Consider the following 22,793-nt stretch of genomic DNA (forward strand, 5'->3'; position numbering starts at 1 on the left):
TTAACCTGAATGTCATGGTCCCGGACACGACGTGCCCAGGACGCATGCCTCACATGTCGCGGGAAATTTTTTCCCTGCGTTCATGCGCTTCCTGTGCTTCAACGGTCATCGTTGCGATCGGGCGGGCGATGAGGCGGCCAAGGCCGATGGGCTCACCGGTCACTTCGCAGTAACCATATTCGCCTTCATCAATTCGGCGCATGGCGGAATCGATCTTGGCGATGAGCTTGCGCTGACGATCGCGCGTGCGCAGCTCGATACCCCAGTCGGTCTCGCTCGAAGCGCGGTCGTTGAGGTCGGGTTCGCGGATCGGTCCGTCCTGAAGTGCAGTCAGCGTACCAGCCGCGGCGGAAAGGATCGACTTCTTCCATTCCATCAGCAGGCGGCGAAACCAGTCCTGCTGGGCTTCATTCATGTAGGGTTCGTCGTCATTGGGAACATAATCGCTCGGCATCGCACGACGCGCTTTTGCCAGAACGTCAATCTCGTCACTCAAGACCCCAGCCATTCGGCCCTCCGCATAACAAGCTATCCGCCCCTCCCGGCCTGCATCATTCCCTTGTCAGGCGTGCAAGCTCTTGTCTTGGCGCGCCTATAGGATTGGCCCGTGACGCGCACAAGCACTTAGGCGGCTATGATGCATTAATGACGACTGAAGGGTGAGCAGGCGCACAAGGTTTTCCCAAACTGTTTCATCCGAAAACGGAATCGTTTCGTCGTTAACCATTTGTTGACCAAGATCGTTGACCTTTGCCTTGTCGGAAGACCGGGGGTTCGGTCTTCCTTTCAGGGGGTAGAGGTTATGGGACAGGCCTGGATAAAGCTGGTTGCGGACGAACGCGCACCAATCGGCGAATCGCATGACATTGCCGACATGCTGGTGGCAACGTGCCTGGCAGCCGCAGCTGCAGGCGACACGAGCGCGCTGTTCGATCTGGGCGTTGCCTATTCGACCGGAAGCCACGGCGTGGACTGCGACCTTATCGAAGCGCACAAGTGGTTCAACCTTGCAGCCGTCGGTGGGCATGACGAAGCCGCACAATGCCGGGCAGACGTGGCCGACGAGATGACCGCGCGCGAGATCGCCGAAGCCCAGCGCCGCGCGCGCGAATGGTTGCGTAGCGGACGCGCGGCGGCTTGAGTCTGCCCAATCACCCCTTCCTGAACGGCGTTCTTTCGCCCAGATAAATCTGGTCCTGCGCGATGCCTGCGCGTTCGCGTTCGAGGAAGTCGGCGACCGCGCTGCGGAAGTTGGGATCGGCGATGTAGTGGGCTGACCAGGTGCGCACGGGTTCGTAACCCCTTGCGAGCTTGTGGCCGCCCTGGGCGCCCGCCTCCACTCGTGACAGACCGAGCGCGATGGCGGCGTCGATCGCCTGGTAGTAGCATAACTCGAAGTGGAGGAAGGGCTTTTCCACCACCGCGCCCCAGTAGCGACCGTAAAGCGCATCGCTGCCGATGAAGTTGAGTGCTCCGGCCACCGGTTCGTCCCCATCAAAGGCGAGGACGAGGAGAACCTTGTCGGCCATGCGCTCGCCGATCAGGTCGAATGCAGTGCGGGTCAGATAGGGGCGGCCCCATTTGCGCGCGCCCGTGTCCTGATAGAACACCCAGAAGGCGTCCCAGTGTTCGGGGCGGATGGCGTCGCCGGTGAACTGCCGGATCTCGACGCCGTGCTGCGCGCGGGCCCGCTCCTTGCGCAGGTTCTTGCGCTTTTCGGAACTTAGCGCGCCGAGGAAATCGGCAAAGGATTCGTAGCCACGATTTTCCCAGTGGAACTGGATGTCCGAACGGGGGAGCCATCCGGCCTGTTCGAACAGGGGCAACTGATCGGGCTCGATGAAAGTGGCGTGAGCGGAAGACAGGCCGTTGTTGTCGCAAAGCTGTTCAGCGGCGCGCAGGAGCGGCAGCGCAAGGTCGGGACGGTCGCCCAGGAGCAGGCGCGGGCCAGTCGCAGGGGTGAACGGGGCGCTGATCTGTAGCTTGGGATAGTAACTGCCCCCTGCCCTCTGCCAAGCATCCGCCCACGAATGGTCGAACACATATTCGCCCTGGCTGTGGCTTTTGAGATAGGCAGAAAGCGCGGCGGCGGGGCGCCCGCCCTCGCCCTCGATCACGATGGGCAGCGGGGACCAGCCGGTACGGCCACCGACCGAGCCCGAATCTTCGAGCAGCTGCAGGAAAGCGTGGGATACGAAAGGGTTGCCCTGCCCCGCCAGTCGATCCCAGTCTTCGGCAGCGATTTCCGAGACGGACTTGTGGATGCGCGCGGTGTAGGTCACACGGCGGTCATGCCCCGACGCCTGCGCCCTCGGCAATAGGTCCATCGGCACAGTCTGCGGCGCGGGCGGCGAGTTCGGCAGAGCGGACGGTCCAGGTGAGGACCGGGAAGCCGCGCTTGCGCTGGGTGGCAGCAAACTTGCTCGGCAGGTCGCGCACGTCCCAGGCGAGGAACTGCGGGCGGGCCTGCCAGAAGGCGAGGTGCAGCTTGAGCGCGGCGAACACAGTGCGCTTGCCCTCTTCCGTGACAACAAGTCCATGAACGATGCGCGGGGAATGGCGACCGAACCAGCGGCTGACGCGGGGGTCGAAGCTCATCACCGCGACCGGACCGCGATAGCCCTCGAGCGCGCGCCGCACGGCAAGGCACAACGGCGCGACCCGGATTTCACGCTTCGACTTGACTTCGATCAGCAGCGGCGCGCGGCCGCCGACCTGATCCAGAAAGCTTTGCAAGGTCGGGATGCAATCGGTGCTGCCCGAGAGCTGAATCCTGGCCAGCGCATCGGCGCGGCGGTCTATCACCGCGCCAGTTTCGACAGTGAGGCGATCGAGGTCCCAATCGTGGAAGACGACCGCCTGACCGTCAGCCGTGCGCTGCACGTCGCACTCAATGCCCATGCCCCGATCGATGGCAAGCGCGAAGGCGCTAGGCGAATTTTCGGGGACGCCGGCTCCGTGCAGGCCACGGTGGGCGTAGCTTACGCCGCGCAGCCAGCCCACCCGCGCCTGATCGGGCGCGGGGACCAGAAAGCGGTCAAGCAGGGCGAACAGCAAGGACAGCATCGACTTCGACCGCAGCGCCCAAAGGCAGGACAGGGACGCCAACCGCGCTGCGGGCATGCTTGCCGGCATCGCCGAACGCCGCCGCCATCAGTTCGGACGCGCCGTTGGCGACCTTGGGCTGGTCGGTGAAGTCTGCGGTCGAGCTGATGAAGGCACCAAGCTTGACCACCCGCTCGACCCGGTCGAGTGAACCGAGTGCCGCCTTGACCTGCGCGAGGATCATCAAGCCGCAGGCCTGCGCGGCAGCGGTGCCGTCCTCGAGGCTCACGTTCTCGCCGAGACGACCGGTGACCAGCTTGCCGTCGATGAAGGGCAACTGGCCCGAAACGTGGAGCATGCCGTTCGCCTCGACCGTCGGCACATAGGCCGCAACCGGCGCGGCGGCCTGCGGCAGCGTGTGCCCGAGGGCGGCCAGCTTTGCTTCAACGGAATCGGTCACGAATCTTCTCCATGTATTTGTTCGAGAATCCACGGCAGCGCCGCTTCCCAATCGTCGATCCGGGCATGGGCGTGGCCGGCCTTGTGGGCGCAGTCGATATGCGGGCTGAGCAGCGGTTCGCCGCACAGGTGCAGGCGGATCACCTCCGGCGTCAATTGCGAGACCGAATCGTGGTGCTGCGGCAAATCGTCGATGAACAGGGCGCGCGAGGGGTTATACTCGTCAAGGATCGCCTTGAGCGCCGGGCCTTTCGGCCCCTGGTTGGTGAAGACGCGGGCGTTGATGCCGACATCGGCCAGCTGCTGCGCGCGCATGTCGCGGCGATGATCGTTGAGGTTGGTGAGGATCACCACGTCGGCATCCTTCCCGACTGCGTTGATCCCGGCGACAGCGCCGGCAATGGCTTGCTGGCGATACATTTCGGTGTCGAAGAACTTGTTGAGCAGATTCCAGATTTCCTGCGGCGGCACCAGCTCGCCATCCTTGGCGTAGCGCATCGCCTTGGAAAAATCGGCGCTGTCCATCTTGAAGGTGACGCCCTGTTCCTCGCCCAGCCAGTCACGGAAGGGGGCGACCATGTGCAGCAGCACCTCGTCGCAATCGCTGACGATCAGGGGGCGGCTACTCATGAGCAGGCCGTAAGTTCGAGGATGACACCTTCGAGGCACCAAAATGGCGAACATATCGGGCCGAAATTTTTGCCGCAGGGGCTGGTTGCCCCTGCAAGGAAATTTCGGTTCGAGATGGAAGCCATTTTGGTGTCCCTTCGGGATTTGACCAAAACGGCCATCTGCCGCGTCAGTCGGTCTTGAAATATCGACATATTACTGCGCCCTCCTTCCTAGCACCTGGCCGTTTTGCCTCAAACCTCGAAGGTGCCATCCTCGAACTTACGGCCTAGTTCCTTCCGGGCGGCAATCAGGGTTTCGGGCGAGATGTCGAGCGCGAAGGCCGCGTTGACAAGGTCTGCCTCGTGATTGGCGAGAAAATCGAGAACAGCGCCGAGCATCGCCGGATCGCCGAGCCCCGCCCGCAATTCATCCGGCGTGAGGCCGGTGAGGCTCAGGAAGCGCTCGGCACGGTCACCATCGGAGAGGACCCAGCCGAGAGCCTGCAACGCCAGCGCGGCGGGATCGACGGGGGAGGAAGGCTCGCGGATGATTGTCAGGGCCTTTCGCGGGCAATAAGGGTGGCGCCGTCAGCTTTCGTAAAACAGGCGTGTCAGTGGCAAAAAGAATTCTGGTTGTCGAGGACAACGACCTCAACCGCAAGCTGTTCTGCGACCTGCTGCGCGCCAAGGGTTTCGAGGTGGAGCCGGTGGCCGACGGGCGCGAGGCGATCGAGAAGACACGGCTGTTCATGCCGCATCTGGTGATCATGGACATCCAGCTGCCGAACGTTTCGGGCATCGATCTGATCGAGGCGATCAAGGCGGACGAGGAGTTGAAGGCGATCCCAATCCTTGCAGTGACCGCCTATGCCGGCAAGGGCGATGAAGAGACGATCCGCGCTGCGGGGGCCGAAGGTTATCTTGCCAAGCCGGTATCGATCGGGCCGTTCATGGTGGCGGTGAACGCTTTGGTCTGAAGGTTACATCGCCGCTGCAACGCTGCTTGCGTGCTCGATGACGAAGGTCAGCACCGTCAGGCAGAGGCCCGCCATGAAGCTCTTGTAGGCGTAGGCGAGGTACTTGTACTTCTTGCGCTGAAGGACCTGCCCGTTCTGGTAAATGTCGTGCAACATCGTGCGGAACACGGTTTCATCGGCGCGCAGTTCGGACAGGATGGAATCGGCCCACTCGCCCTCGTCCATGTGGGTGAAGTAGCCGAAGAACAGTTTGTTGGGCTTGCCGTCGTTCAGCTTTGCAGACCTGGGGTTGCTGACCGAGGGCAGGACTGCAAACACCGCGCACATCGCCGAAATGAACGCAAACAGCGCCAGCACCCCCAGCGACCAGGGCATCGCACCGCTCTTCGCCTGCCCCACTGCGATGGTGAATACGAGGAACGTCGCGCCCATCAGGATCGAGGCCTTGGCATCGGCCATCTGGCTCAGCGTCAGATTGATCTGCTGCGAGGTGCGCACCAAGTGAATGGCGTGATTTGAGTATCCCGAGGGTGACGGCATCGATGGGGCGGCCAGCGGTTGTTCGGCCTGTTCATCGCCTTGTGCCATCATTCCCCCCTCGCCGTTCTGGGCGCCGTTCTGGGCGCCGTTCTGGGCGCCGTTCTGTGCGGTTATCCGTATTTCCGGGGATGACACAGAGGCAGCGTGCTTGACAAGCGGGGGCATTGGCCGCTTTTCGGCCTTAATCGTCTGGCAGGGGGCCTCTCCTGCTCCTTGGAGAAGAATTGATGGATCGCGCCGCAACCGCCGAAAAGATCGCCGAACTGATCGAACCCTTCAACAAGAAGGGCATCGCAATTACCGAAGCGACCACTTTTGCCGGCGATCTTGAGTGGGACAGCCTGACGGTGATGGACTTCGTCGCGGCCATCGAGGACGACTTCGACATCATCATCAGCATGAACCAGCAAGCCGAGATCGAGACCTATGGCCAGTTGATCGATGCGGTGACGAAGCTCCAGGGCTGAGGCCAACGTCCGCGCACAGCCGCACGTCCTGAGCGGGTGCAGTGCGGATTTCAGGATGAGATCGAAGATGACCGACCTGTTTTCGAAGTTCGACCCGCTGATCGAACAACGCCGCGCGCTGCTGGCGGGCGGTGTGGAAGACCCGTTCAACCTGGTGATGGAGCGGGTGATCAGCCCGACCGTTGCGGTGTGCAACGGGCGCGAGACGATCCTGCTCGGCACCTACAACTACATGGGCATGACCTTCGACCCCGACGTGATCGCGGCGGGCAAGCAGGCCCTTGATGATTTCGGTTCGGGCACCACCGGTAGCCGCGTGCTCAACGGCACATATGCCGGGCACAAGGCCTGCGAAGAAGCGCTCAAGGAGTTCTATGGCATGGACCATGCCATGGTGTTCTCCACCGGTTACCAGGCCAACCTCGGCATCATCAGCACGATCGCCGGCAAGGGTGACTACATCATCCTCGACATCGACAGCCACGCTTCCATCTGGGACGGCTGCAAGATGGGCGATGCCGAAGTCGTGCCGTTCAAGCACAACGACATCGAGGCCATGGAAAAGCGCCTGAAGCGCGTGCCGGAAGGCGCAGGCAAACTGGTGGTGCTCGAAGGTGTCTATTCCATGCTGGGCGACATTGCGCCGCTCAAGGAGATGATCCGCGTCGCCAAGGCGCATGGCGCGATGGTGCTGGTGGACGAGGCGCACTCGATGGGCTTCATCGGCCCCAACGGGCGCGGCGTGGCCGAGGACCAGGGCTGCCTTGACGATGTCGACTTCGTGATCGGCACTTTCTCGAAATCGGTCGGCACGGTCGGCGGCTTCTGCGTTTCGAACCATCCCAAGTTCGAGATCATGCGTCTGGTGTGCCGTCCCTACGTGTTCACCGCCTCGCTGCCGCCCAGCGTGGTGCACACTGCTGCGACATCGATCCGCAAGCTGATGCACGCCGGAAACAAGCGCGCGCACCTGTGGGAAAATTCCAAGACCCTGCACAAGGGCCTGCGCGACAAGGGCTTCCAACTGGGCACCAGCGAAGCGCAAAGCGCGATCATCGCGGTGATCATGCCCGATCTGGAACGTGGCGCAGCGATGTGGGAAGCGCTCCTGCACGAAGGTCTATACGTGAACCTGGCCCGTCCGCCGGCAACGCCTGCAGGGATGACGCTGCTGCGCTGCTCGCTGTGTGCCGAGCATTCGGCAGATCAGGTGCAGACGATCATCGGCATGTTCGAGCGCGCCGGAAAGGCCGTGGGGATCATCTGATGCGGCTGGTTCTGGCAGCGGTTCTGGCTCTGGCGGCATTCCCGGCATGGGCGCAGAACCGCCCTGCCGCTTCGCCGCCGGTGGTGACGCCGCCGGGGGACGGCATGATCGAAAAGCCCTGCCCGACCGACACGCGCGGCCTGTTCTTCGGCCACCCCTATGTGCGACAGTACGACTGGGCCTGGCAATGCCGCTATGCCGAGGCCGACAAGCAGCTGGCTCAGGCACCGCGCGTGGTGTTCATCGGCGATTCGATCACCGAGAACTGGGTTGGCCTGGCACCGTCGCTGTTCGTGGCAGGTGCTGTCGGCCGAGGGATCAGCGGGCAGACCAGCCCGCAGATCCTGGTGCGGTTCTATCAGGACGTGGTGCGCCTGCGGCCCAAGGTCGTGCACATCATGATCGGTACCAATGACCTTGCCGGGAACACTGGTCCGAACAGCCCCGAAATGTACACGAACCACGTGGCGGCGATGGTCGATCTCGCCAAGGCCAACGGCATCGCCGTGGTGATCGGCAGCATCCTGCCGGCGGCGAAGTTCCCGTGGAAACCAGCGCTGTCCCGGCAAGGCAGGTCGTTGCGCTCAACACCTGGCTGAAGGATTATGCCAAGGCCCGCGGCGCGGTCTTCGCGGATTATCACTCGGCGCTGGTCAATGCCGAGGGCGGGATCAATCCCGAACTTGCACCGGACGGGATCCACCCCAACGCCAAGGGCTATGCGGTGATGGAGCCGATCGCCAAGGCAGCAATTGCCCAAGCCGAGAAGCTGAACGCCGTAAAGAAGCGCTAGTCGGCGCTGTTGCGCTCAAGCCAGCGGGCGCGGATAGCGTCCGAGCCTTCGCGGCTGCCATCATGGCTCCAGCCCGGCTCGCGCACCAGGTACGACAGCTTGTGCCGGAAGGGCGCGCGCCAGAAGTCACCCAGCATCCCGCGCCACTCATGGAACGCGGCGTGCAGCAGGTGGAAGCTGCCCAACTGCTTGACGATGCCATACCGGATCGCAAGATCATCGCGCTCCTGCTGGAACGTGCCAGACAGGCGGTCCCACACGATCAGCGCCCCGGCATAGTTGCGATCGAGGTATAACGGGTTGGTGGCATGGTGGACGCGGTGGTGCGATGGCGTGTTGAATACCGCCTCGAACCAGCGCGGCATGCGACGAACCGCCTCCGTATGAATCCAGAACTGATAGATCAGGTTGGCGCCGCCGACGGTGACGAGCATCGCCGGATGGAAACCGAGGAACGCCGGCCAGATGCGGAACACGAAGGAGAGGGCGAAGAACCCGGTCCAGGTCTGCCGCAGCGCAGTCGACAGGTTGTAGTGCTGGCTCGAGTGATGGTTGACGTGGCTCGCCCAGAACCAGCGCACGCGGTGGCCGGTGCGATGGGCCCAGTAGTAGTTGAAATCGTCGAGCACGAAGCAGGCGATCCACGCCCACCACGCGAACGGCACCGTGGCCACGCGGTGGTCGTAGAGCCACATCGCCGCAGCAAAGACGACGCCAGCCGTCAGTGCTCCCGCAACGGTGCTGCCGAGGCCCAGCGCAAGGCTGGTCAAGGTATCGCGTGGTTCGTATTTCTCGGGCGCGCGGCGTGCGGCCCAGATCATCTCGGCCAGGACCATGATGACGAAGAACGGCACCGCATAAGTGACAACGTCAATCGGCTTCATGCGGTCGCTCCGAGACGACGGAGGCTGGCAGCCCAGACTTGCGCCTGATCGCCAAGGTCAAGAGTGACCGTGCCGAAACGTCGGTCATCGGTGGCGATGGTGAGAAAGCGTCCGTCGAGCCGGACTCCGGCGTGGCTGGTCAACTGTCGGGTAGCGAAATGGCTGCCGTGCTGGCGGATCAGCAGTACCCGGCCGAGCGTGTCGCGGGCAAGCGCTCCAATGCCGGCGCGGTCGACCACGACGTCTTGCGCATCGAAGCCGCAGATCGCATCCTCGGCCAGAGCGCGCGCCTCGTCCGCGCCATGAATGCGGGGATCGCCGCCCAGTTGCATGCGTCTCGCCAGCCATGCCAGCACGAGGATCGCCAGAAGCGATCCCAGCAATTGCAATCCCTTGGCCACGACCGGATTGCCCAGCGCGGTCTCGATCAGGGTGTTCACGCCGCCCCCGGAGCAAGTTATCCCGCCTGCCCGGCGAGCATGTCGACCGTCGCCCGGATCGGCGAAATGTCATATCCGGCGCCAGCCGCACTCGCGGCAATCTCGTCCGGATCAAGGCCCGAGCGGGCCTGCGCCAGCGCCCAGAGCAGGGTCGAACGGGTGCCGGAGCGGCAGTAGGCCAGTACCGGGGCGTCGCCTGCCTGCGCCAAGGCTGCCTGCATCGCCTCGACCTGCGGCATCGAGAAGCCGGCGTGGCTGACCGGAATCGCGACGTAGGCGATTCCGGCATCCCGTGCGGCCGCTTCGATGTCAGCACCGGGCGTCTGATCGTCGGATTCGCCTTCAGGACGATTGTTGATGATCATGCCGATGCCCAGCGCCTTGGCATAGGCCACTTCGGCGAGGCCGATCTGGGGGCTGGCATAAGTCTTGTCGTCGATCTTGCGAAACATCGTGGTGTCCTGACAATCTGTGTGCTCCGCTTCTGCCCAAAGCATCGCCCGGCGGCAAGTAGCGCACGCTTGATCTGGCGGATCGGCACAAATGCCACAGTTTTCGAGGCGAATTGTGGCTGACTTGTCGATTCCGTTAGCGGTCCTGTGTTTTTGCTCTATAGTCTTGGCCGCAAAGGTAAGGTCCGGCCTCTTGAGTCCGGCACTGATTCCCTCGTCGCGCCGCCGGTTCCCGCGTCCGGCCTGCGGTGCCGTGAAGGTTGGGGCGGATTGAAGGTCTATTGATTTCTATGGGTTTTGACAGAGGGCGGCGCGGTCGCGGCAGAGACAAGCGCGACGGATTCGGCGACGAAGGCGGTTTTGATCCCTACGGCGGCGGTGGCGGCTTTGGCGGCGGCGGTTATGGTGACCGCGGCGGCTTCGGCGGTGGCGATCGCTTCGGTGGCGGTGGCGGACGTGGCGGCTTCGGCGGCGGCGATCGTGGCGGCTTCGGTGGTGGAGATCGCGGCGGCTTTGGCGGTGGCGATCGTGGCGGCTTCGGCGGCGGCCCGCGTGGCGGCGGCGGTGGCGGCTTCGGCGGCCCGCGCGGCGGCGGCATGCCTGCCCAGGTTGTCGGCACCGGCAAGGGCGTCGTCAAATTTTTCAACGGCCAGAAGGGCTTCGGCTTCATCTCGCGCGAAGACGGTGGTGAGGACGTGTTCGTCCACATCAGCGCGGTCGAGCGTGCCGGCCTCGAAGGCCTGGCTGAAGGCCAGACGCTGGAATTCAACCTCGTCGATCGTGGCGGCAAGATTTCGGCTGCAGACCTTCAGGTCGTCGGCGATGTCATCCCCGTCGCTTCGAAGCCCGCTGCCCCGCAGCGTGAGCTGACTGGCGAAAAGGCTACCGGCACGGTGAAGTTCTTCAACGCGATGAAGGGCTTCGGCTTCATCACGCGTGATGACGGCCAGCCGGACGCGTTCGTGCACATCAGTGCTGTCGAACGCTCGGGCCTGCGCGAGCTGAACGAAGGCGACAAGCTGGAATTCGACCTCGAGGTCGATCGACGAGGCAAGCACTCGGCGGTCAACCTGGTGCCGATTCAGGGTTGATCCCGATTGCATCGCTTCCGGTAGTCTGACCGGCGGCCTGCAACACATACGCGCACAGATGGCGGTCCTGAAGGGCCGCCATTTGTCGTTTGTCGATTCCCCTTTTTCTATCTGGCTTGCGCAGTATTGTTGCGCCATCCGGAAACATTCGTGACTGAACAGGAGAGCTCTATGTCGATCACCCCGCTGATGCCCGTGTACCCCCGGTGCGGCGTGCGTCCGGTGCGAGGCGAGCATTGCCACCTGATTTCCGAGGACGGCACCCGCTACCTCGATTTCGCCAGCGGCATTGCGGTGAACCTGCTCGGTCATTCGCACGAGCACCTGATCGGCGCGATCCAGAAACAGGCCGCAACGCTGATGCACGTGTCGAACCTCTACGGCAGTCCGCAGGGCGAGCATCTGGCGCAGCGTCTGGTTGACCTGACCTTTGCCGATACCGTGTTCTTCACGAACTCGGGCGCCGAAGCGGTAGAGTGTGCGATAAAGACCGCGCGCGCCTATCACTCGGCGGTGGGCAATGACCACAAGTACGAGCTGATCACCTTCAAGAACGCCTTTCACGGCCGGACCATGGCCACGATCAGCGCCTCCAATCAGGAGAAGATGCACAAGGGCTTCCTGCCCCTGCTCGAAGGCTTCAAGTACGTCGATTTCGATGACCTTGAAGGCGCCAAGGCGGCAATGGGACCAAATACCGCCGGTTTCCTGGTCGAGCCAATCCAGGGTGAAGGCGGCATCCGCGACGCATCGGACGAGTTCCTGAAGGGCCTGCGCGCGCTGTGCGACGAGCATGACCTCGTGCTGATCTTCGACGAAGTGCAATGCGGTGTTGCCCGCACCGGCACGCTCTATGCCTACGAACAGTATGGCATCACGCCCGACGTGATGGCGACGGCCAAGGGCATCGGCGGCGGCTTCCCGATGGGCGCTTGCCTTGCCACCGAAAAGGCGGCGCGCGGCATGGTCGCCGGCACGCACGGCAGCACTTATGGCGGCAACCCGCTGGCCATGGCAGCGGGCGAAGCGGTGCTCGACGTTGTTGCCAACGAGGAGTTCCTGAGCGACGTGCGCGCCAAGGGTGAGCGGCTGCGCGGGCGCATTGAACAGTTCATCGGCAACTACCCGGACCTGTTCATCGGCGTGCGCGGGCGTGGCCTGATGCTCGGCCTCATGATGAAGGTCGAGCCGCGTCCGTTCGTGGCCCACATGCGTGATAACCACCAGTTGCTGACCGTTTCGGCGGGTGACAACACTGTCCGCGTGATCCCGCCGCTGGTGATCGACGACAGCCACATCGACGAGTTCATGGAGCGGCTTTCTGCCGCTGCGGCAAGCTATGCGCTGGAGGCACCGGTTACATGACCAGGCATTTTCTCAACCTCACCGATGCGGGCGGCGATTCCATCGCCGCCATGCTGAATGACGCGATTGACCGGAAGGCGGCGCGCGCCGCCCTTCCCAAGGGCCAGCCGGACGCAGATGCGCCACTGGCCGGCCGCGTCCTGGCCATGGTGTTCGAGAAGAACTCGACCCGCACCCGCGTGTCTTTCGACATTGCCATGCGGCAGCTTGGCGGCTCGGCTCTTATCCTCGATGCCGGGACGACGCAGCTCGGCCGGGGCGAGACTATCGCCGACACCGCACGCGTCCTCAGCCGCATGGCCGATGCGATCATGCTGCGCACCGACGATCATGCCAAGGTCGAGGAACTGGCCCGCTATGCCAGCGTTCCGGTGATCAATGGCCTCACCGACCTGTCCCACCCTTGCCAGATCATGGCGGACCTGCTGACCGTGATCGAGCACGGCAAGGCCCTGCCCGGTCTTGAAGTCGCCTGGTTGGGCGATGGCAACAACGTGCTGAACTCGATCGTTGAGGCGGCGGGGCTGATGAAGTTCAACGTTCGCATCGGCGTTCCGGAAGGGTACGAATCCGACGCTGCGATGATCGAGGCGGCAACGCTGAGCGGCGGCGGCATCCGTGTGGTCCGCGATCCGATCGAGGCCGTGCGCGGGGCCGACGTGGTCGTAACCGACACCTGGATCTCGATGGGCCAAGCCCATGCTGAAGCCAAGCTGGCCGCGATGGAGCCGTATCAGGTCAACGATGCACTGATGGCGCACGCCAAGGCCGACGCCCTGTTCCTGCATTGTCTGCCCGCGCATCGCAACGAGGAAGTCACAGACTCGGTGATCGACGGTCCCCGCTCGGTCGTATGGGATGAGGCCGAGAACCGCATTCACGCGCAGAAGTCTGTCCTGCGCTGGGTGTTCGGCCAGATTTGAAGGATGTGACGTAAAGTGAGTGAACAGGTCCAGCCGTCCACCGGTTTCGATACGGTGATGCACTTCACCCTGCCGCACAAGAATGCGCGCGGCCGGGCAGTGCGGCTGGGCCCGGTTCTAGACACGATCCTTTCGGCCCACGCCTATCCCGCGCCGATCCGCCACCTCCTGGCCGAAGCGCTGACGATCACTGCCCTGCTGGGATCGCTGCTCAAGGGCGAGGACAGCCAGTTGACGCTGCAGGCACAGACGCAGGACGGCATCGTCGACCTGCTGGTCTGCGACTATCGCAACGGCGAGCTTCGCGGCTACGTCCGGCATGACCGCGCGCGGCTTGACGAACTGGGCCCGGTGCCCTCGCTGTTCTCCCTGTTCGGCGAAGGCTATCTGGCAATCACGTTTGATCTTGCCGCCACCGGCCAACGCTATCAGGGCGTCGTGCCGCTTGAGGGCAATTCGCTGGCCGAAGCGTGCCAGAGCTATTTCTTCCAGTCAGAACAGATTCCCACGCTGATCCGCATCGGCGTCAGCAATACGCCCGGCGCCTGTGTCGCCGGTGGACTGCTCCTGCAGCACCTGCCCGAGGGCGAGGAGGGCCGCGAGCGGCTGCACGTGCAGCTGGACCATCCCGAGTGGGAGCATGTCTCTGTCCTTGGTGGCTCGATCAGCGAGGCAGAACTTGTCGATCCGGCGCTCGATCTTGAAAGCGTGGTGTGGCGCCTGTTCCACGAGGAGCCGGAGATCCGTGCCGAGACCGGGACGGCTCTCACCCGCGGATGCCGTTGCACGATCGAACACTATCGCGACATTCTTTCTCGTTTCGCCGCTTCCGAGCGCGCGGAAATGGAGAATGACGACGGGCTGATCGTGGTTGACTGCGCGTTCTGTTCGCGGGAATTTGCGATCGACCTCGACTGACTTTTCGGTCCTGGCCCGAAATGTGACAGCACTTTTCACAATTGGCCGCGCACGCAGACCGTTCCGCCGCGCGAAACGCCGTGATATGATCCAGCATCGAGTGAGCAACGGCACAGACGCCCGCGCTCATGGGTGCGAGTAGAGCTTCATGTCATCACGCCTGATCCCGCTGCGCGGCCTTGGTCGCCCCACAGTCCTGTCAGCGATTGCGGTTGCCGCCTTCGCCGCGACTTCCGGCGTTGCGCAAGGGCCTGCCCTTGCCATGCTTGACAGGCTGGAGCCGGGGCTGTGGGAAGTGCGTGCCCGCGACGACGCGGATACCGTTCAGCTCTGCGTGAACAATGGCCGCAAGCTTATCCAAGTGCGCCACCGTGGCGAGGCCTGCCGGCGGTTTGTCATCGACGATGCGCCCAATATGGTGACAGTGCAGTACACCTGTCCGGCCGGTGGCTATGGCCACACCCGGGTCCGCTTCGAGAACCCACGCCTTGCGCAGTTGGAAACGCAAGGCATCGACAAAGGCCTGCCATTCAACTTCGTCGCAGAGGTGCGGCGGCTCGGTCCGTGCCCGCGTTGAGGCAGGAAGCATAAAGTTACGCGCGAGACCATTGCATCGGGCCGACGGCACGGCTAGCCCATTGGCAATGTTGCAAAGCCCTGAAGTCGCCCAAGCCCCACTCGCAGTCGTTCTCCTTTCGGGCGGACTCGATTCGATGGTTTGCGCAGGCCTGGCCAAGGAGCAGGGTTTCCGCGTCCTTGCACTGACGATCGACTACAACCAACGCCACCGCATCGAACTCGACGCAGCGCGCGTGATCGCGGAGCGCGTTGGTGTGGAGCGCCACGTAATCCTGCCGCTGGACCTGCGCCAGTTCGGCGGCTCTGCGCTGACTGCGGATATCGACGTCCCCAAAGACGGCGTGGGCGACGATATCCCGGTTACCTATGTCCCTGCCCGCAATCTCGTGTTCCTGTCGCTCGCGCTGGCCTGGGCCGAAGCTGCTGGCTCGAAGGACCTCTTCATCGGCGTGAACGCGCTGGACTATTCCGGCTACCCCGATTGCCGGCCCGAGTTCGTGCAAGGCTTCGAAGGCCTGGCGCGGATCGCTACCAAGATCGGCAGCGAGGGTGGTACGGTCACCGTCCACGCCCCGCTCCAGCACCTCAAGAAATCACAGATCGCGCAGGAAGCAGCGCGACTGGGGCTCGACGCTGGCCAGAGCTGGTCCTGCTACGATCCCCTTCCGGATGGGAAAGCCTGTGGCGTATGCGACAGCTGTCGCCTGCGACGCGCAGGGTTTGAAGAGGCAGGCCTGAATGACGGAACCCGGTATAGCGACTAGCACGGACCAGACGCACCATCAGGAGCAGGAAGCGACTGCGTACAGCTGGTACGTCCTGAGCATTCTGGTGCTGGTCTACGTCCTCAATTTCGTTGACCGTCAGATCCTTTCGATTCTGGCCAACGATATCAAGAAGGACCTGTCGCTTACCGACGCAGACCTCGGCTTCCTGTATGGAACTGCCTTTGCGGTGTTCTATTCCCTGTTCGGGATTCCTCTGGGTCGTCTCGCCGACAGCTGGCACCGCGTCCGGCTGATGAGTGCCGGGCTGGCCTTGTGGTCGGTAATGACGGCGGTCTCGGGCCTGTCGCGGACCGGGGGGCAGCTTACCGCCGCGCGCATCGGGGTCGGTGTCGGAGAGGCGACGGCGAGCCCTGCTGCCTATTCGCTCATTTCGGACTACTTTCCGCAACGGCTGCGCGCCACCGCCTTGTCGATCTACTCCTCAGGCCTGTTCCTGGGGGGCGGGCTGTCGCTGCTGGTGGGCGGCCTTATCGTCGAGAAATGGAACGCCGCGTATCCCGCAGGCGGTCCCTTCGGCCTCGTCGGCTGGCAGGCGGCGTTCATGGCGGTCGGCCTGCCCGGGGTGCTTCTGGCTCTGCTGGTAGCCACCCTGCGCGAGCCAATTCGCGGCGCCATCGACGGACTGCCAACGCCGAGCGTGGAGCGCCCTTTCAAGGGGTTCTTCGCCGAGCTCGTGACGGTGATCCCGCCGCTGACGCTGATCGGTGCGGCGCGGCGCGGCCCCTTGGCCCTGATCGCCAATCTTGCCGTAGCCGTGGTCATTGCCGGTGGCGTCTACGCTCTGACCTCGCTGCTGGGACGGTCGACCCGGCAGCAATGGATCTTCGTCGGGGTCGGCCTCTACGCGATCTACAGTTGGGCAAGTGCCCTGCGGGCGCGTGACCTGCCGACCTTCCGCCTGATCTGGGGCACGCCCGCATTCCTGTGCACGACGCTGGGATACGGCATGGTGGCATTCACTTCGTACGCCACATCCTATTGGGCCGCCCCTTACGCCGAGCGCGTGTTCGCCATCGCCAAGGGTGATCTTGGGTGGTTCATCGGCGCGCCCGGTGCCTTGGCCGGATTCCTCGGTGTGATCATCGGCGGCCGCATTGCCGACCATCTGTACAAGCGCCACTCCGCCGGCCGTATCATGGTGACCTTGTTCGGGCTGATCGCGCCGATCATTCCCATGATCATCGCCTTCCGAACCGAAAGCTTCACAACTTTCGTAGCCATGCTGTTCGTGGCACAAACGATGTCGAGCAGCGCCCTTGGCGGTGCCGCAGCGACCAGTCAGTCGCTGGTCCTGCCCCGCATGCGGGGTACTGCCACGGCAACCTTCTTCCTTGCGACCACGCTTGTCGGCCTGGCGCTCGGGCCGTTCATGGCAGGCTATGTGTCCGCGACCAACGGCGATGATCTGTCGCTTGGGGTGCTGTCCACGCTGGTGTCAGCGCCGATTGGGCTGGTTCTTCTCTTCGTGGCAATTCGCAGCGTCCCCGGCGCGCTGGCCAGCCTGGAGCAGCGGGCGCGCGCTGCCGGGGAAACCCTGGCCTGATTAGCCCTGGGTAAGCACGCCGCAGGCAACGCGGCCGCCGCTGTTGCCGCTGGGGTCGGTCTTGTAATCGTCCGGCCCGGCGTGGACGACAATGGCGGTGCCGTCGGCATCGAAAAGGCTGGCGAGCACTGTGGCGGCTGTACCGCTGAGCGGCGCGCGGAGTGTCCCGGTTCCGTCAGCCGCGACAGTGATGTTCGGAAGATCCCGAGATGCGGGCCCGCCGGGTTCATCGTACCATGTTGATGAGCGGTCGGATTCAAATGACCACCAGCTGACGTGAAGCCGGGAGCCTCGCACTTTCCGGTTGTGTGCATATGAATGCCATGCTGGCCAGCCGTCATGCTCCGCACATCGGCGACCAGCGAGAGTGCGGTCCCCGATTGCTCGATCCTGACAGTGCCGACCGAAGCACCCGCCGCGTCAGCAAGCGTGGCCCGTGCCAGCGTCGAAGTCTTGTCCATCTCATCCGTCGTTGCACACGCGCCCAACAGAAGCGAGCAAGCGAGAGGCAGGATTGCGGCCTTGGAAAGCATCGTAACGGTCTCCGATCTGTTTAGGATCATAACGAAAAAGGGGCCGGATTTCTCCGACCCCTTGTTCTTTTTCGGCAAAGCCGAACCTTACATGCCCGAACCCGGACCGTACGTGATTTCCACGCGACGGTTCTGAAGTTCGCGAACGCCGTCGGCGGTCGGCACGCGGTTGTTGCTTTCACCGAAGGCCTGGCTGGTGATCGAACCATCCGGAATGCCGTGCGAGGTCAGGTACGAACGGACCGACACGTTGCGGCGCTCCGAAAGGGCCTGGTTGTACTTCACGGTGCCCGAACGGTCGGCATAACCGGCCAGCATGATCGGAACGCTTGCGCAGTTGCCGTAAGCGGTAACCGCGTTGTCGAGGATCGTTGCTGCCTCAGGCGTGATGTCCGACTTATCCCAGTCGAAGAACACGATGTACGGACCCTTGTTGCAAACCGGAGCCGGCGGCGGCGGAGGCGGCGGGGGCGGCGGGGGCGGCGGGGGCGGCGGGGGCGGCGGGGGAGCCGCTTCTTCCACCGGAGCAGCACCACCGAAGTTGTAGCTCAGCGTACCGAGGATCGAGTGCGAACGGAAGCGCGTGCGAGCCGCGGTGCCGTCAGCAGCAACCAGATCGACCTTGTCGGCGTTGAAGAAGCGATACTTCAGACCAACATCGACGTGATCGCTGATCGGTGCACGAATGCCAGCCAGAGCCTGCCATGCGAAGCCGGTGTCGGAATCGTTGATCGCCACAGCCGGACCGTTGCCGCCAGTGCCGCCAGCGTTGATGAAGTACTTGGCGCGAGCGACGCCAACACCACCACCAACAAAGCCCTGCAGACCATCGTCAGGACCGAAATCGAGCAGGCCGTTGACCATGAAGCTCAACGCATCCGCATGGCCCTGAGGGTTGGTAAAGGTCTGTCCGCCGAAATCGACCGAGTCGTTGTAAGCACGACGGTAGCTGACTTCGCTTTCAAGGCGGAAACCGCCGAAGTCATAACCGACGATGCCGCCGAAGTCGTAGCCATCATGGTTGCTGAGAACGACCTGGCCGTTCAGAGCTTCCGAATCTTCAACCTTCATTGCGCCGGCATCGGCCTCGACGTACCAAGAATCATCTCGTGCAAACGCAGGAGATGCCAAGGCACTCGACGCCAGGGCAAGGCCCAGGACCAGTTTCCGCATTATCGTTTCCCCTTTTAGCGACATCATGCCACGTCGTGCAGGTTGTCTACCGGTTCCAAAGTGGTCATGCAAGCGGACAAACACACCGAGTGTTGCATGAAAACAACGGATTGACTCCATTGTGCAGTGCAAATTCTCGGTGATTGCGCCCTCATGTCCGGTTGAAATGCCGCTAAAGGGAATTGGTTCCACTCAGTTGTCTGAAATTGTGCCGGTTACTTTCAGCAGTTCGATCAGCGCTGCGATTGCCGCCCGCGCTTCGGCATCGACAATCGCGCCACCCTGGGGGCTGTCCGGGGCCGCAGCAAGGGTCCAGCCCCCGTCAAACAGGCGGAACGCGCCGTTCTGGACGTCATAGCTGCGCATGCCGATGCTTGGCTGGACGAAGCGCCACCCCCCTTCCGTCCAGCCGGCAATTGCATTTGCGTGGCCGGTGAAGACTCCTGTCGGGCTGGTTCCCACGATCCATGCTTGTCCGACCGCCGGCGCGGTCGGAGGATCGCTCAAAACGCCCTGAACAGATCCGGCCACGCAAAGATCCAGCAAGGCAAGTGCCTCGTTCACCGTGGTTTCCTTCTGCGCCTGCCCGGCAAGCATGGCTGTGCTGCGGCCCGCGCAAGGCTTCCGGCTCGCCCGCCGAATAGAGGAAGGCCTGCGCCCCGTTCGGCCAGGTCAGGCGCCGGACCGAGCTTTCATAGGTCGGCCGTCGCCATGGTGCCCCGATCGAAAGCAGCCCGCTCTCGCCTTCCACCATCACGCTGCGCGCTTCGTGGAGCGATGATCCGATCAGCGCAATCCGTGCCTCCGGATCGGTCTCGGCCACACCGCGCACCCATTCCGCACCCAGTCGCGTCTTGCCGAACCCGCGCCCGGCCATGACCAGCCACACCCGCCAATCGTCGTCCGGGGCAAGCTGGTTTTCCCGCGCCCAGGTCCGCCAGTCAAAAGGCCACTCGGTAATCTCCTTCTCGTCCAGTCCTTCGACGAAAGCGGCAATGCGCTCGGGGCTTGCTTCGGACAGCCAGTCCAGCATCGCCCGCTCAGCCATGCGCGCTCACGTCGCAGGCGGCCGTCTGGCGCTGGCGATGCACTTCCTCGCGGATCTGCAGCAGCTTGGCGTGAAGCGATCTGCGCACCGCTTCCACGTCGGCATTGTCACGGATCGCCCGCTCGCGCGCCACGGTGTCGCGGTGCTGCGAAAGCAGCCGCAGCGCCGTCGCATTGTCGAACTTGGCGCCGTCCTTCGGCTCGCCAAAGCGCAGGCGATGCAGCACCTCGATCTCCAGCAGGTCGTAGCCCTCGCACAGCGCCTCGCGCCACCGCGCGGCAAACTCGCCATCGTCGCGCTTGTCCTTGTACGCCCGCGATGCCGGAATTTCCGCCGCCGCCGCCGCCGCCGTTACGTTCGATGTTTCGGCCAGCACGGCAAGGAACACCGGTCGCCACGGCCTGTTGCTCTTCCTCGTCTTCGGCGGCTGCGCAGGTTCCAGTTCCCCATGGGGAACGTCCACGCACGCGGCCTCCGCACATGACTCATCGGCACCCGGCTGCACTTTCGGCTTGGCCATGCGGACCATCCCTTTCGGAATTGAGCTTTCTTGACGCCACCGCTTCCGCCGTTCCCGCTGTCAGAACGATTCGGCCTTGCGATGTTCTTGATATGTACTCAATTGGCCTGGAAAGTCAATCAAAAAGTGCCAATTAGGTTATCTATCATCTTCGACATAACCAGACTCAAAGAACCACTGGCACTCCGCCCCCGCCTCCCCTATCCGCACATCCGCAACAACGAACGGGATTCCGATGCTTCGCCGCCTCTACGATTGGACCATGGCCAAGGCCGCGCACCCCATGCCGAATGGTGGCTCGCGCTGTTCGCGTTCATGGAGGCAAGCTTCTTCCCGATCCCGCCGCACCCCCTGCTCGGCCTGATGTGCCTGGCAGAACCGAAAAAGGCGGTGCGCTTCGCCGCGGTTGCCACGATCGCCTCGGTGCTGGGCGGCCTGCTCGGCTATGCGATCGGCTATGGCCTGTACGATACTGTCGGCACCCAGCTGCTGGCCGCGCTGCACCTCACCGAAAGCTTCCCCAAGGCGGCCTGCTACCTGCGCGAATACGGGGTCGAGATCATCATGATCAAGGGCGCCACGCCCATCCCGTTCAAGCTGCTGACGATCACCGCTGGCTTCATCGCCATGCCGCTGGTGCCGTTCATCCTCGCCAGCGTGGTCAGCCGCTCGATCAGCTTCATGATTGTCGGCGTGCTGTTCCGCCTGTTCGGTGCGCCGATCAAGCGCTTCATCGACAAGTACCTCGGCCTCGTCACCGTCGGCTTCGTCCTGCTCGTCGTCGGTGGCTTCATTGCCGCGACGATGCTCGGCGGCAGCGGCCCGTCCGATACCAAGGCCAAGTGCGAACAGGTCGCCCCATCGCCGCGCGCTGATTGTGGAATACGCTTTTCAACCCTCTTGACGGTTCACCGCTTCTTCAGGAATTTTCGTCACAGTTGTAACTGTTTCTGCGACTTTGCATGAGGTCGGAGCATCGCGCTCCAATCGGCCGATGCTCCTTCCAGTACGAAGGAAGGAAGAGCATGGGACGTGTGACTGGCGCCAACACCTTTGGGGAGGACATCCGGCTGCAGATGGAAGGCTACGGCCTGACCACCATCCAGATCCACTACTACCTGCCGGACCACCCCAGCCTGCTGCAGATGTTCGCCTTCCAGCAATACGATCTCGCCCCACGCTTCCCGCGCCTCCACGGCTTCCTCGATCACTGGCGGCGCGAAATCGAGGCCGCACTCCACTCGGTCCGCATCGCCCACAACCACCTGATCGGCCCGCAGGAATGGCGCGCCGTCGATGGCGTGATCTCGATCAACTGACGCGTCCTTTCCCCCTCCCGCAGGCGGCAGGGGTCGGGGGTGGGCAAAGGCGCACCCCCGGAAGATCAAAGCCCGAACCGGTAGGAATACCCCAGACCTACCGAAAACTGCGTGCGCTGCCCGCGCTCGCGGATCAGCGAACTCGCCGCAGGCTCCCCGCCCAGCCGGTCCACGCCCGCGAACACCGCCACCGCCCGCTTCGGACTGAGCGGTCGGATCAGGCTGGCGCCCATCCCATAGGAAACCAGCCCTCCGTCAGGCCGCGAAACCGCCAGCCCGGTGCGTGCCCCCTGGGCACCATCCACCCCGTAATAGGTCCGCATGAAATCGCCGCTGGCAAAGGTCGCCCGCGGCCCGACCGCATAGATCACCTTGCCCGAACGCCCCGAATACTGCGCCAGCACGTCGCCCACCACGCCCTCATGCCCGCCAAAGCCCTGCCGGACCTCGGCGCGCAGGCGCCACTGCTTCTTCGCGCCCAGCCGCTTCTCGACAAAGCCCCCGGCTTCTCCGGCAATGTCCACGTCGCCCATCCCGCGCAGGGCGTCGCTGCCTCCCGCGATCAGGAACGGCGATCCGCCGTCATCCTCGTTCCGCCCGAAGCGGGCCCGCACGATCGGCCCCGCCTTCCAGCCATCTTGATTGACCGCGTTCCAGCCCAACCCGTCCTGCACCGAAAGGAACAGCGTGTCCTTGTAGTTGACCCGCAGGTCCGGGAAGATCGAAAGCGCGGTGTCCTTCGACCCTTGCCACGCCATCCCGAACACCGGTGCCACGCCCACGGTCATCGTCCAACCCTGCGGCGCCATCGGCGGCCCCGCCGGCCGCGCGGGCGCGGTGGCCGAAGGCGCCGTCTGTGCCAGCGCCGGATGCGTCAGGGCCAGATTCGCCAAGGAAAATCCCAGGGCAGAGAGCACCATCGCTCGAATGACACGCATCCTTATTCTCCTCAGTGTAAGTAACGACCCGTGCTGTCCTATGGATTGCCTTCACGACCCGCACTTTGCGGCAATGTGTCGAAAACTTGCCCTTGTGCTGCGGGCGCAGGCCCGCAATCC

26 protein-coding genes and 5 pseudogenes are annotated in these 22,793 nt (G+C 63.6%); 14 read left to right on the forward strand and 17 right to left on the reverse strand.

The genetic code is table 11. The annotated features are described in order from the left end of the window. Positions 1–49 precede the first annotated feature (49 nt). Positions 50–508 carry an RNA polymerase-binding protein DksA gene (gene dksA, locus C7W88_RS01940; protein ID WP_039332497.1) on the reverse strand — a complete coding sequence of 153 codons (459 nt, stop codon included), beginning with the start codon at positions 506–508 and terminating at the stop codon, positions 50–52. 294 nt (positions 509–802) lie between these two features. Between dksA and C7W88_RS01945 the strand changes: the two genes are divergently transcribed. Then, positions 803–1,141, forward strand: coding sequence for a sel1 repeat family protein (locus C7W88_RS01945; RefSeq protein WP_118072308.1), 339 nt, complete (start codon positions 803–805; stop codon positions 1,139–1,141). Between the two features lie 10 nt (positions 1,142–1,151). Here C7W88_RS01945 and C7W88_RS01950 read toward each other — a convergent pair whose 3' ends face one another. From C7W88_RS01950 to C7W88_RS01970, 5 genes are all read right to left on the reverse strand, one after another. Beyond that, positions 1,152–2,282, reverse strand: coding sequence for a GNAT family N-acetyltransferase (locus C7W88_RS01950; protein ID WP_118072309.1), 1,131 nt, complete (start codon positions 2,280–2,282; stop codon positions 1,152–1,154). A 7-nt stretch (positions 2,283–2,289) separates the two neighbouring features. Beyond that, the gene (locus C7W88_RS01955) at positions 2,290–3,057 is read right to left on the reverse strand and encodes a glycerophosphodiester phosphodiesterase family protein (protein ID WP_118074510.1); all 768 of its coding nucleotides are present in this window, start codon (positions 3,055–3,057) and stop codon (positions 2,290–2,292) included. Beyond that, positions 3,038–3,505: a RidA family protein gene (locus tag C7W88_RS01960; protein WP_118072310.1), complete on the reverse strand. Its 468-nt coding sequence runs from the start codon at positions 3,503–3,505 to the stop codon at positions 3,038–3,040. The genes C7W88_RS01955 and C7W88_RS01960 overlap by 20 nt, the downstream gene beginning before the upstream one ends. Continuing rightward, positions 3,502–4,134, reverse strand: a complete 633-nt coding sequence (locus C7W88_RS01965; protein ID WP_118072311.1) for an HAD family hydrolase — start codon at positions 4,132–4,134, stop codon at positions 3,502–3,504. Before C7W88_RS01965 ends, C7W88_RS01960 begins: the two co-directional genes overlap by 4 nt. Before the next feature lie 233 nt (positions 4,135–4,367). After that, the gene (locus C7W88_RS01970; RefSeq protein WP_118072312.1) at positions 4,368–4,673 is read right to left on the reverse strand and encodes a DUF3572 domain-containing protein; all 306 of its coding nucleotides are present in this window, start codon (positions 4,671–4,673) and stop codon (positions 4,368–4,370) included. A 56-nt stretch (positions 4,674–4,729) separates the two neighbouring features. Here C7W88_RS01970 and C7W88_RS01975 point away from each other — a divergent pair, with 56 nt between their 5' ends. After that, positions 4,730–5,092 (forward strand): response regulator, encoded by a 363-nt coding sequence (locus C7W88_RS01975; protein WP_039332483.1) that lies wholly within the window; start codon positions 4,730–4,732, stop codon positions 5,090–5,092. Positions 5,093–5,095: 3 nt separating this feature from the next. Here the strand turns inward: C7W88_RS01975 and C7W88_RS01980 are convergent, their stop codons facing one another. Then, complete coding sequence (locus C7W88_RS01980) at positions 5,096–5,680, reverse strand: Pycsar system effector family protein (protein ID WP_118074511.1); 585 nt, start codon at positions 5,678–5,680, stop codon at positions 5,096–5,098. A gap of 179 nt (positions 5,681–5,859) precedes the next feature. Between C7W88_RS01980 and C7W88_RS01985 the strand changes: the two genes are divergently transcribed. The 3 genes and pseudogenes from C7W88_RS01985 to C7W88_RS01995 all read left to right on the forward strand — a co-directional run bounded on the left by C7W88_RS01985 (position 5,860) and on the right by C7W88_RS01995 (position 8,159). Beyond that, positions 5,860–6,099 (forward strand): acyl carrier protein, encoded by a 240-nt coding sequence (locus C7W88_RS01985; RefSeq protein ID WP_039332481.1) that lies wholly within the window; start codon positions 5,860–5,862, stop codon positions 6,097–6,099. A gap of 67 nt (positions 6,100–6,166) precedes the next feature. Beyond that, positions 6,167–7,366 carry an aminotransferase class I/II-fold pyridoxal phosphate-dependent enzyme gene (locus C7W88_RS01990; RefSeq protein WP_118074512.1) on the forward strand — a complete coding sequence of 400 codons (1,200 nt, stop codon included), beginning with the start codon at positions 6,167–6,169 and terminating at the stop codon, positions 7,364–7,366. 104 nt (positions 7,367–7,470) lie between these two features. Beyond that, positions 7,471–8,159, forward strand: a pseudogene (locus C7W88_RS01995) (SGNH/GDSL hydrolase family protein). On the opposite strand, the gene C7W88_RS02000 reads toward C7W88_RS01995, so the two are convergent. The 3 genes from C7W88_RS02000 to C7W88_RS02010 are packed head-to-tail and all read right to left on the reverse strand — an operon-like array spanning position 8,156 to position 9,935. After that, entirely contained in the window at positions 8,156–9,043 is an 888-nt protein-coding gene (locus C7W88_RS02000; RefSeq protein WP_118072313.1) for a sterol desaturase family protein, read from the reverse strand. The pseudogene C7W88_RS01995 and the gene C7W88_RS02000 sit on opposite strands and share 4 nt — an antisense overlap. Beyond that, on the reverse strand, positions 9,040–9,483 hold the full coding sequence (locus C7W88_RS02005; RefSeq protein ID WP_240344768.1) for a hypothetical protein: 444 nt from the start codon (positions 9,481–9,483) through the stop codon (positions 9,040–9,042). Before C7W88_RS02005 ends, C7W88_RS02000 begins: the two co-directional genes overlap by 4 nt. A 17-nt stretch (positions 9,484–9,500) precedes the next feature. Then, on the reverse strand, positions 9,501–9,935 hold the full coding sequence (locus tag C7W88_RS02010) for a TIGR01244 family sulfur transferase (RefSeq protein WP_118072314.1): 435 nt from the start codon (positions 9,933–9,935) through the stop codon (positions 9,501–9,503). A 290-nt stretch (positions 9,936–10,225) separates the two neighbouring features. Here C7W88_RS02010 and C7W88_RS24510 point away from each other — a divergent pair, with 290 nt between their 5' ends. The 7 genes from C7W88_RS24510 to C7W88_RS02045 all read left to right on the forward strand — a co-directional run bounded on the left by C7W88_RS24510 (position 10,226) and on the right by C7W88_RS02045 (position 17,142). Further along, entirely contained in the window at positions 10,226–11,026 is an 801-nt protein-coding gene (locus C7W88_RS24510) for a cold-shock protein (protein ID WP_118072315.1), read from the forward strand. 171 nt (positions 11,027–11,197) lie between these two features. Then, a complete protein-coding gene (locus C7W88_RS02020) occupies positions 11,198–12,391 on the forward strand; it encodes an aspartate aminotransferase family protein (RefSeq protein WP_118072316.1) in 1,194 nt (397 codons plus the stop codon). Further along, positions 12,388–13,314 (forward strand): ornithine carbamoyltransferase, encoded by a 927-nt coding sequence (argF, locus tag C7W88_RS02025; protein ID WP_118072317.1) that lies wholly within the window; start codon positions 12,388–12,390, stop codon positions 13,312–13,314. The genes C7W88_RS02020 and argF overlap by 4 nt, the downstream gene beginning before the upstream one ends. A 57-nt stretch (positions 13,315–13,371) precedes the next feature. After that, the gene (locus C7W88_RS02030) at positions 13,372–14,232 is read left to right on the forward strand and encodes an Hsp33 family molecular chaperone HslO (RefSeq protein ID WP_118074514.1); all 861 of its coding nucleotides are present in this window, start codon (positions 13,372–13,374) and stop codon (positions 14,230–14,232) included. 148 nt (positions 14,233–14,380) lie between these two features. After that, positions 14,381–14,809, forward strand: coding sequence for a hypothetical protein (locus C7W88_RS02035; protein WP_205525236.1), 429 nt, complete (start codon positions 14,381–14,383; stop codon positions 14,807–14,809). 67 nt (positions 14,810–14,876) lie between these two features. Then, the gene (gene queC / locus C7W88_RS02040; protein WP_118072318.1) at positions 14,877–15,575 is read left to right on the forward strand and encodes a 7-cyano-7-deazaguanine synthase QueC; all 699 of its coding nucleotides are present in this window, start codon (positions 14,877–14,879) and stop codon (positions 15,573–15,575) included. Then, positions 15,550–17,142 (forward strand): MFS transporter, encoded by a 1,593-nt coding sequence (locus tag C7W88_RS02045; protein ID WP_118072319.1) that lies wholly within the window; start codon positions 15,550–15,552, stop codon positions 17,140–17,142. Before queC ends, C7W88_RS02045 begins: the two co-directional genes overlap by 26 nt. Here C7W88_RS02045 and C7W88_RS02050 read toward each other — a convergent pair. The 6 genes and pseudogenes from C7W88_RS02050 to C7W88_RS02070 all read right to left on the reverse strand — a co-directional run bounded on the left by C7W88_RS02050 (position 17,143) and on the right by C7W88_RS02070 (position 20,359). Beyond that, positions 17,143–17,705: pseudogene (locus tag C7W88_RS02050) on the reverse strand (superoxide dismutase family protein). A 57-nt stretch (positions 17,706–17,762) separates the two neighbouring features. Further along, on the reverse strand, positions 17,763–18,848 hold the full coding sequence (locus C7W88_RS02055) for an OmpA family protein (RefSeq protein WP_118074516.1): 1,086 nt from the start codon (positions 18,846–18,848) through the stop codon (positions 17,763–17,765). 192 nt (positions 18,849–19,040) lie between these two features. After that, positions 19,041–19,214, reverse strand: coding sequence for a hypothetical protein (locus C7W88_RS22475; protein WP_162895867.1), 174 nt, complete (start codon positions 19,212–19,214; stop codon positions 19,041–19,043). Between the two features lie 6 nt (positions 19,215–19,220). Beyond that, positions 19,221–19,445 (reverse strand): annotated as a pseudogene (locus tag C7W88_RS23325) (DUF2793 domain-containing protein); the annotation flags it as partial. A gap of 10 nt (positions 19,446–19,455) precedes the next feature. Next, positions 19,456–19,896 (reverse strand): annotated as a pseudogene (locus C7W88_RS22480) (terminase large subunit domain-containing protein); the annotation flags it as partial. Then, positions 19,889–20,359, reverse strand: a complete 471-nt coding sequence (locus C7W88_RS02070; RefSeq protein WP_205525237.1) for a hypothetical protein — start codon at positions 20,357–20,359, stop codon at positions 19,889–19,891. The gene C7W88_RS02070 and the pseudogene C7W88_RS22480, both read right to left, overlap by 8 nt. A gap of 292 nt (positions 20,360–20,651) precedes the next feature. Between C7W88_RS02070 and C7W88_RS02075 the strand changes: the two are divergent. Next, positions 20,652–21,274 (forward strand): annotated as a pseudogene (locus C7W88_RS02075) (YqaA family protein); the annotation flags it as partial. Between the two features lie 167 nt (positions 21,275–21,441). Further along, positions 21,442–21,735, forward strand: a complete 294-nt coding sequence (locus C7W88_RS02080) for an usg protein (protein WP_118072321.1) — start codon at positions 21,442–21,444, stop codon at positions 21,733–21,735. A 65-nt stretch (positions 21,736–21,800) separates the two neighbouring features. On the opposite strand, the gene C7W88_RS02085 is transcribed toward C7W88_RS02080, so the two are convergent. Continuing rightward, on the reverse strand, positions 21,801–22,673 hold the full coding sequence (locus tag C7W88_RS02085; protein ID WP_118072322.1) for a MipA/OmpV family protein: 873 nt from the start codon (positions 22,671–22,673) through the stop codon (positions 21,801–21,803). Between the last annotated feature and the right edge of the window lie 120 nt (positions 22,674–22,793).

The organism is Novosphingobium sp. THN1 (genome assembly GCF_003454795.1).
Lineage (GTDB): Bacteria > Pseudomonadota > Alphaproteobacteria > Sphingomonadales > Sphingomonadaceae > Novosphingobium.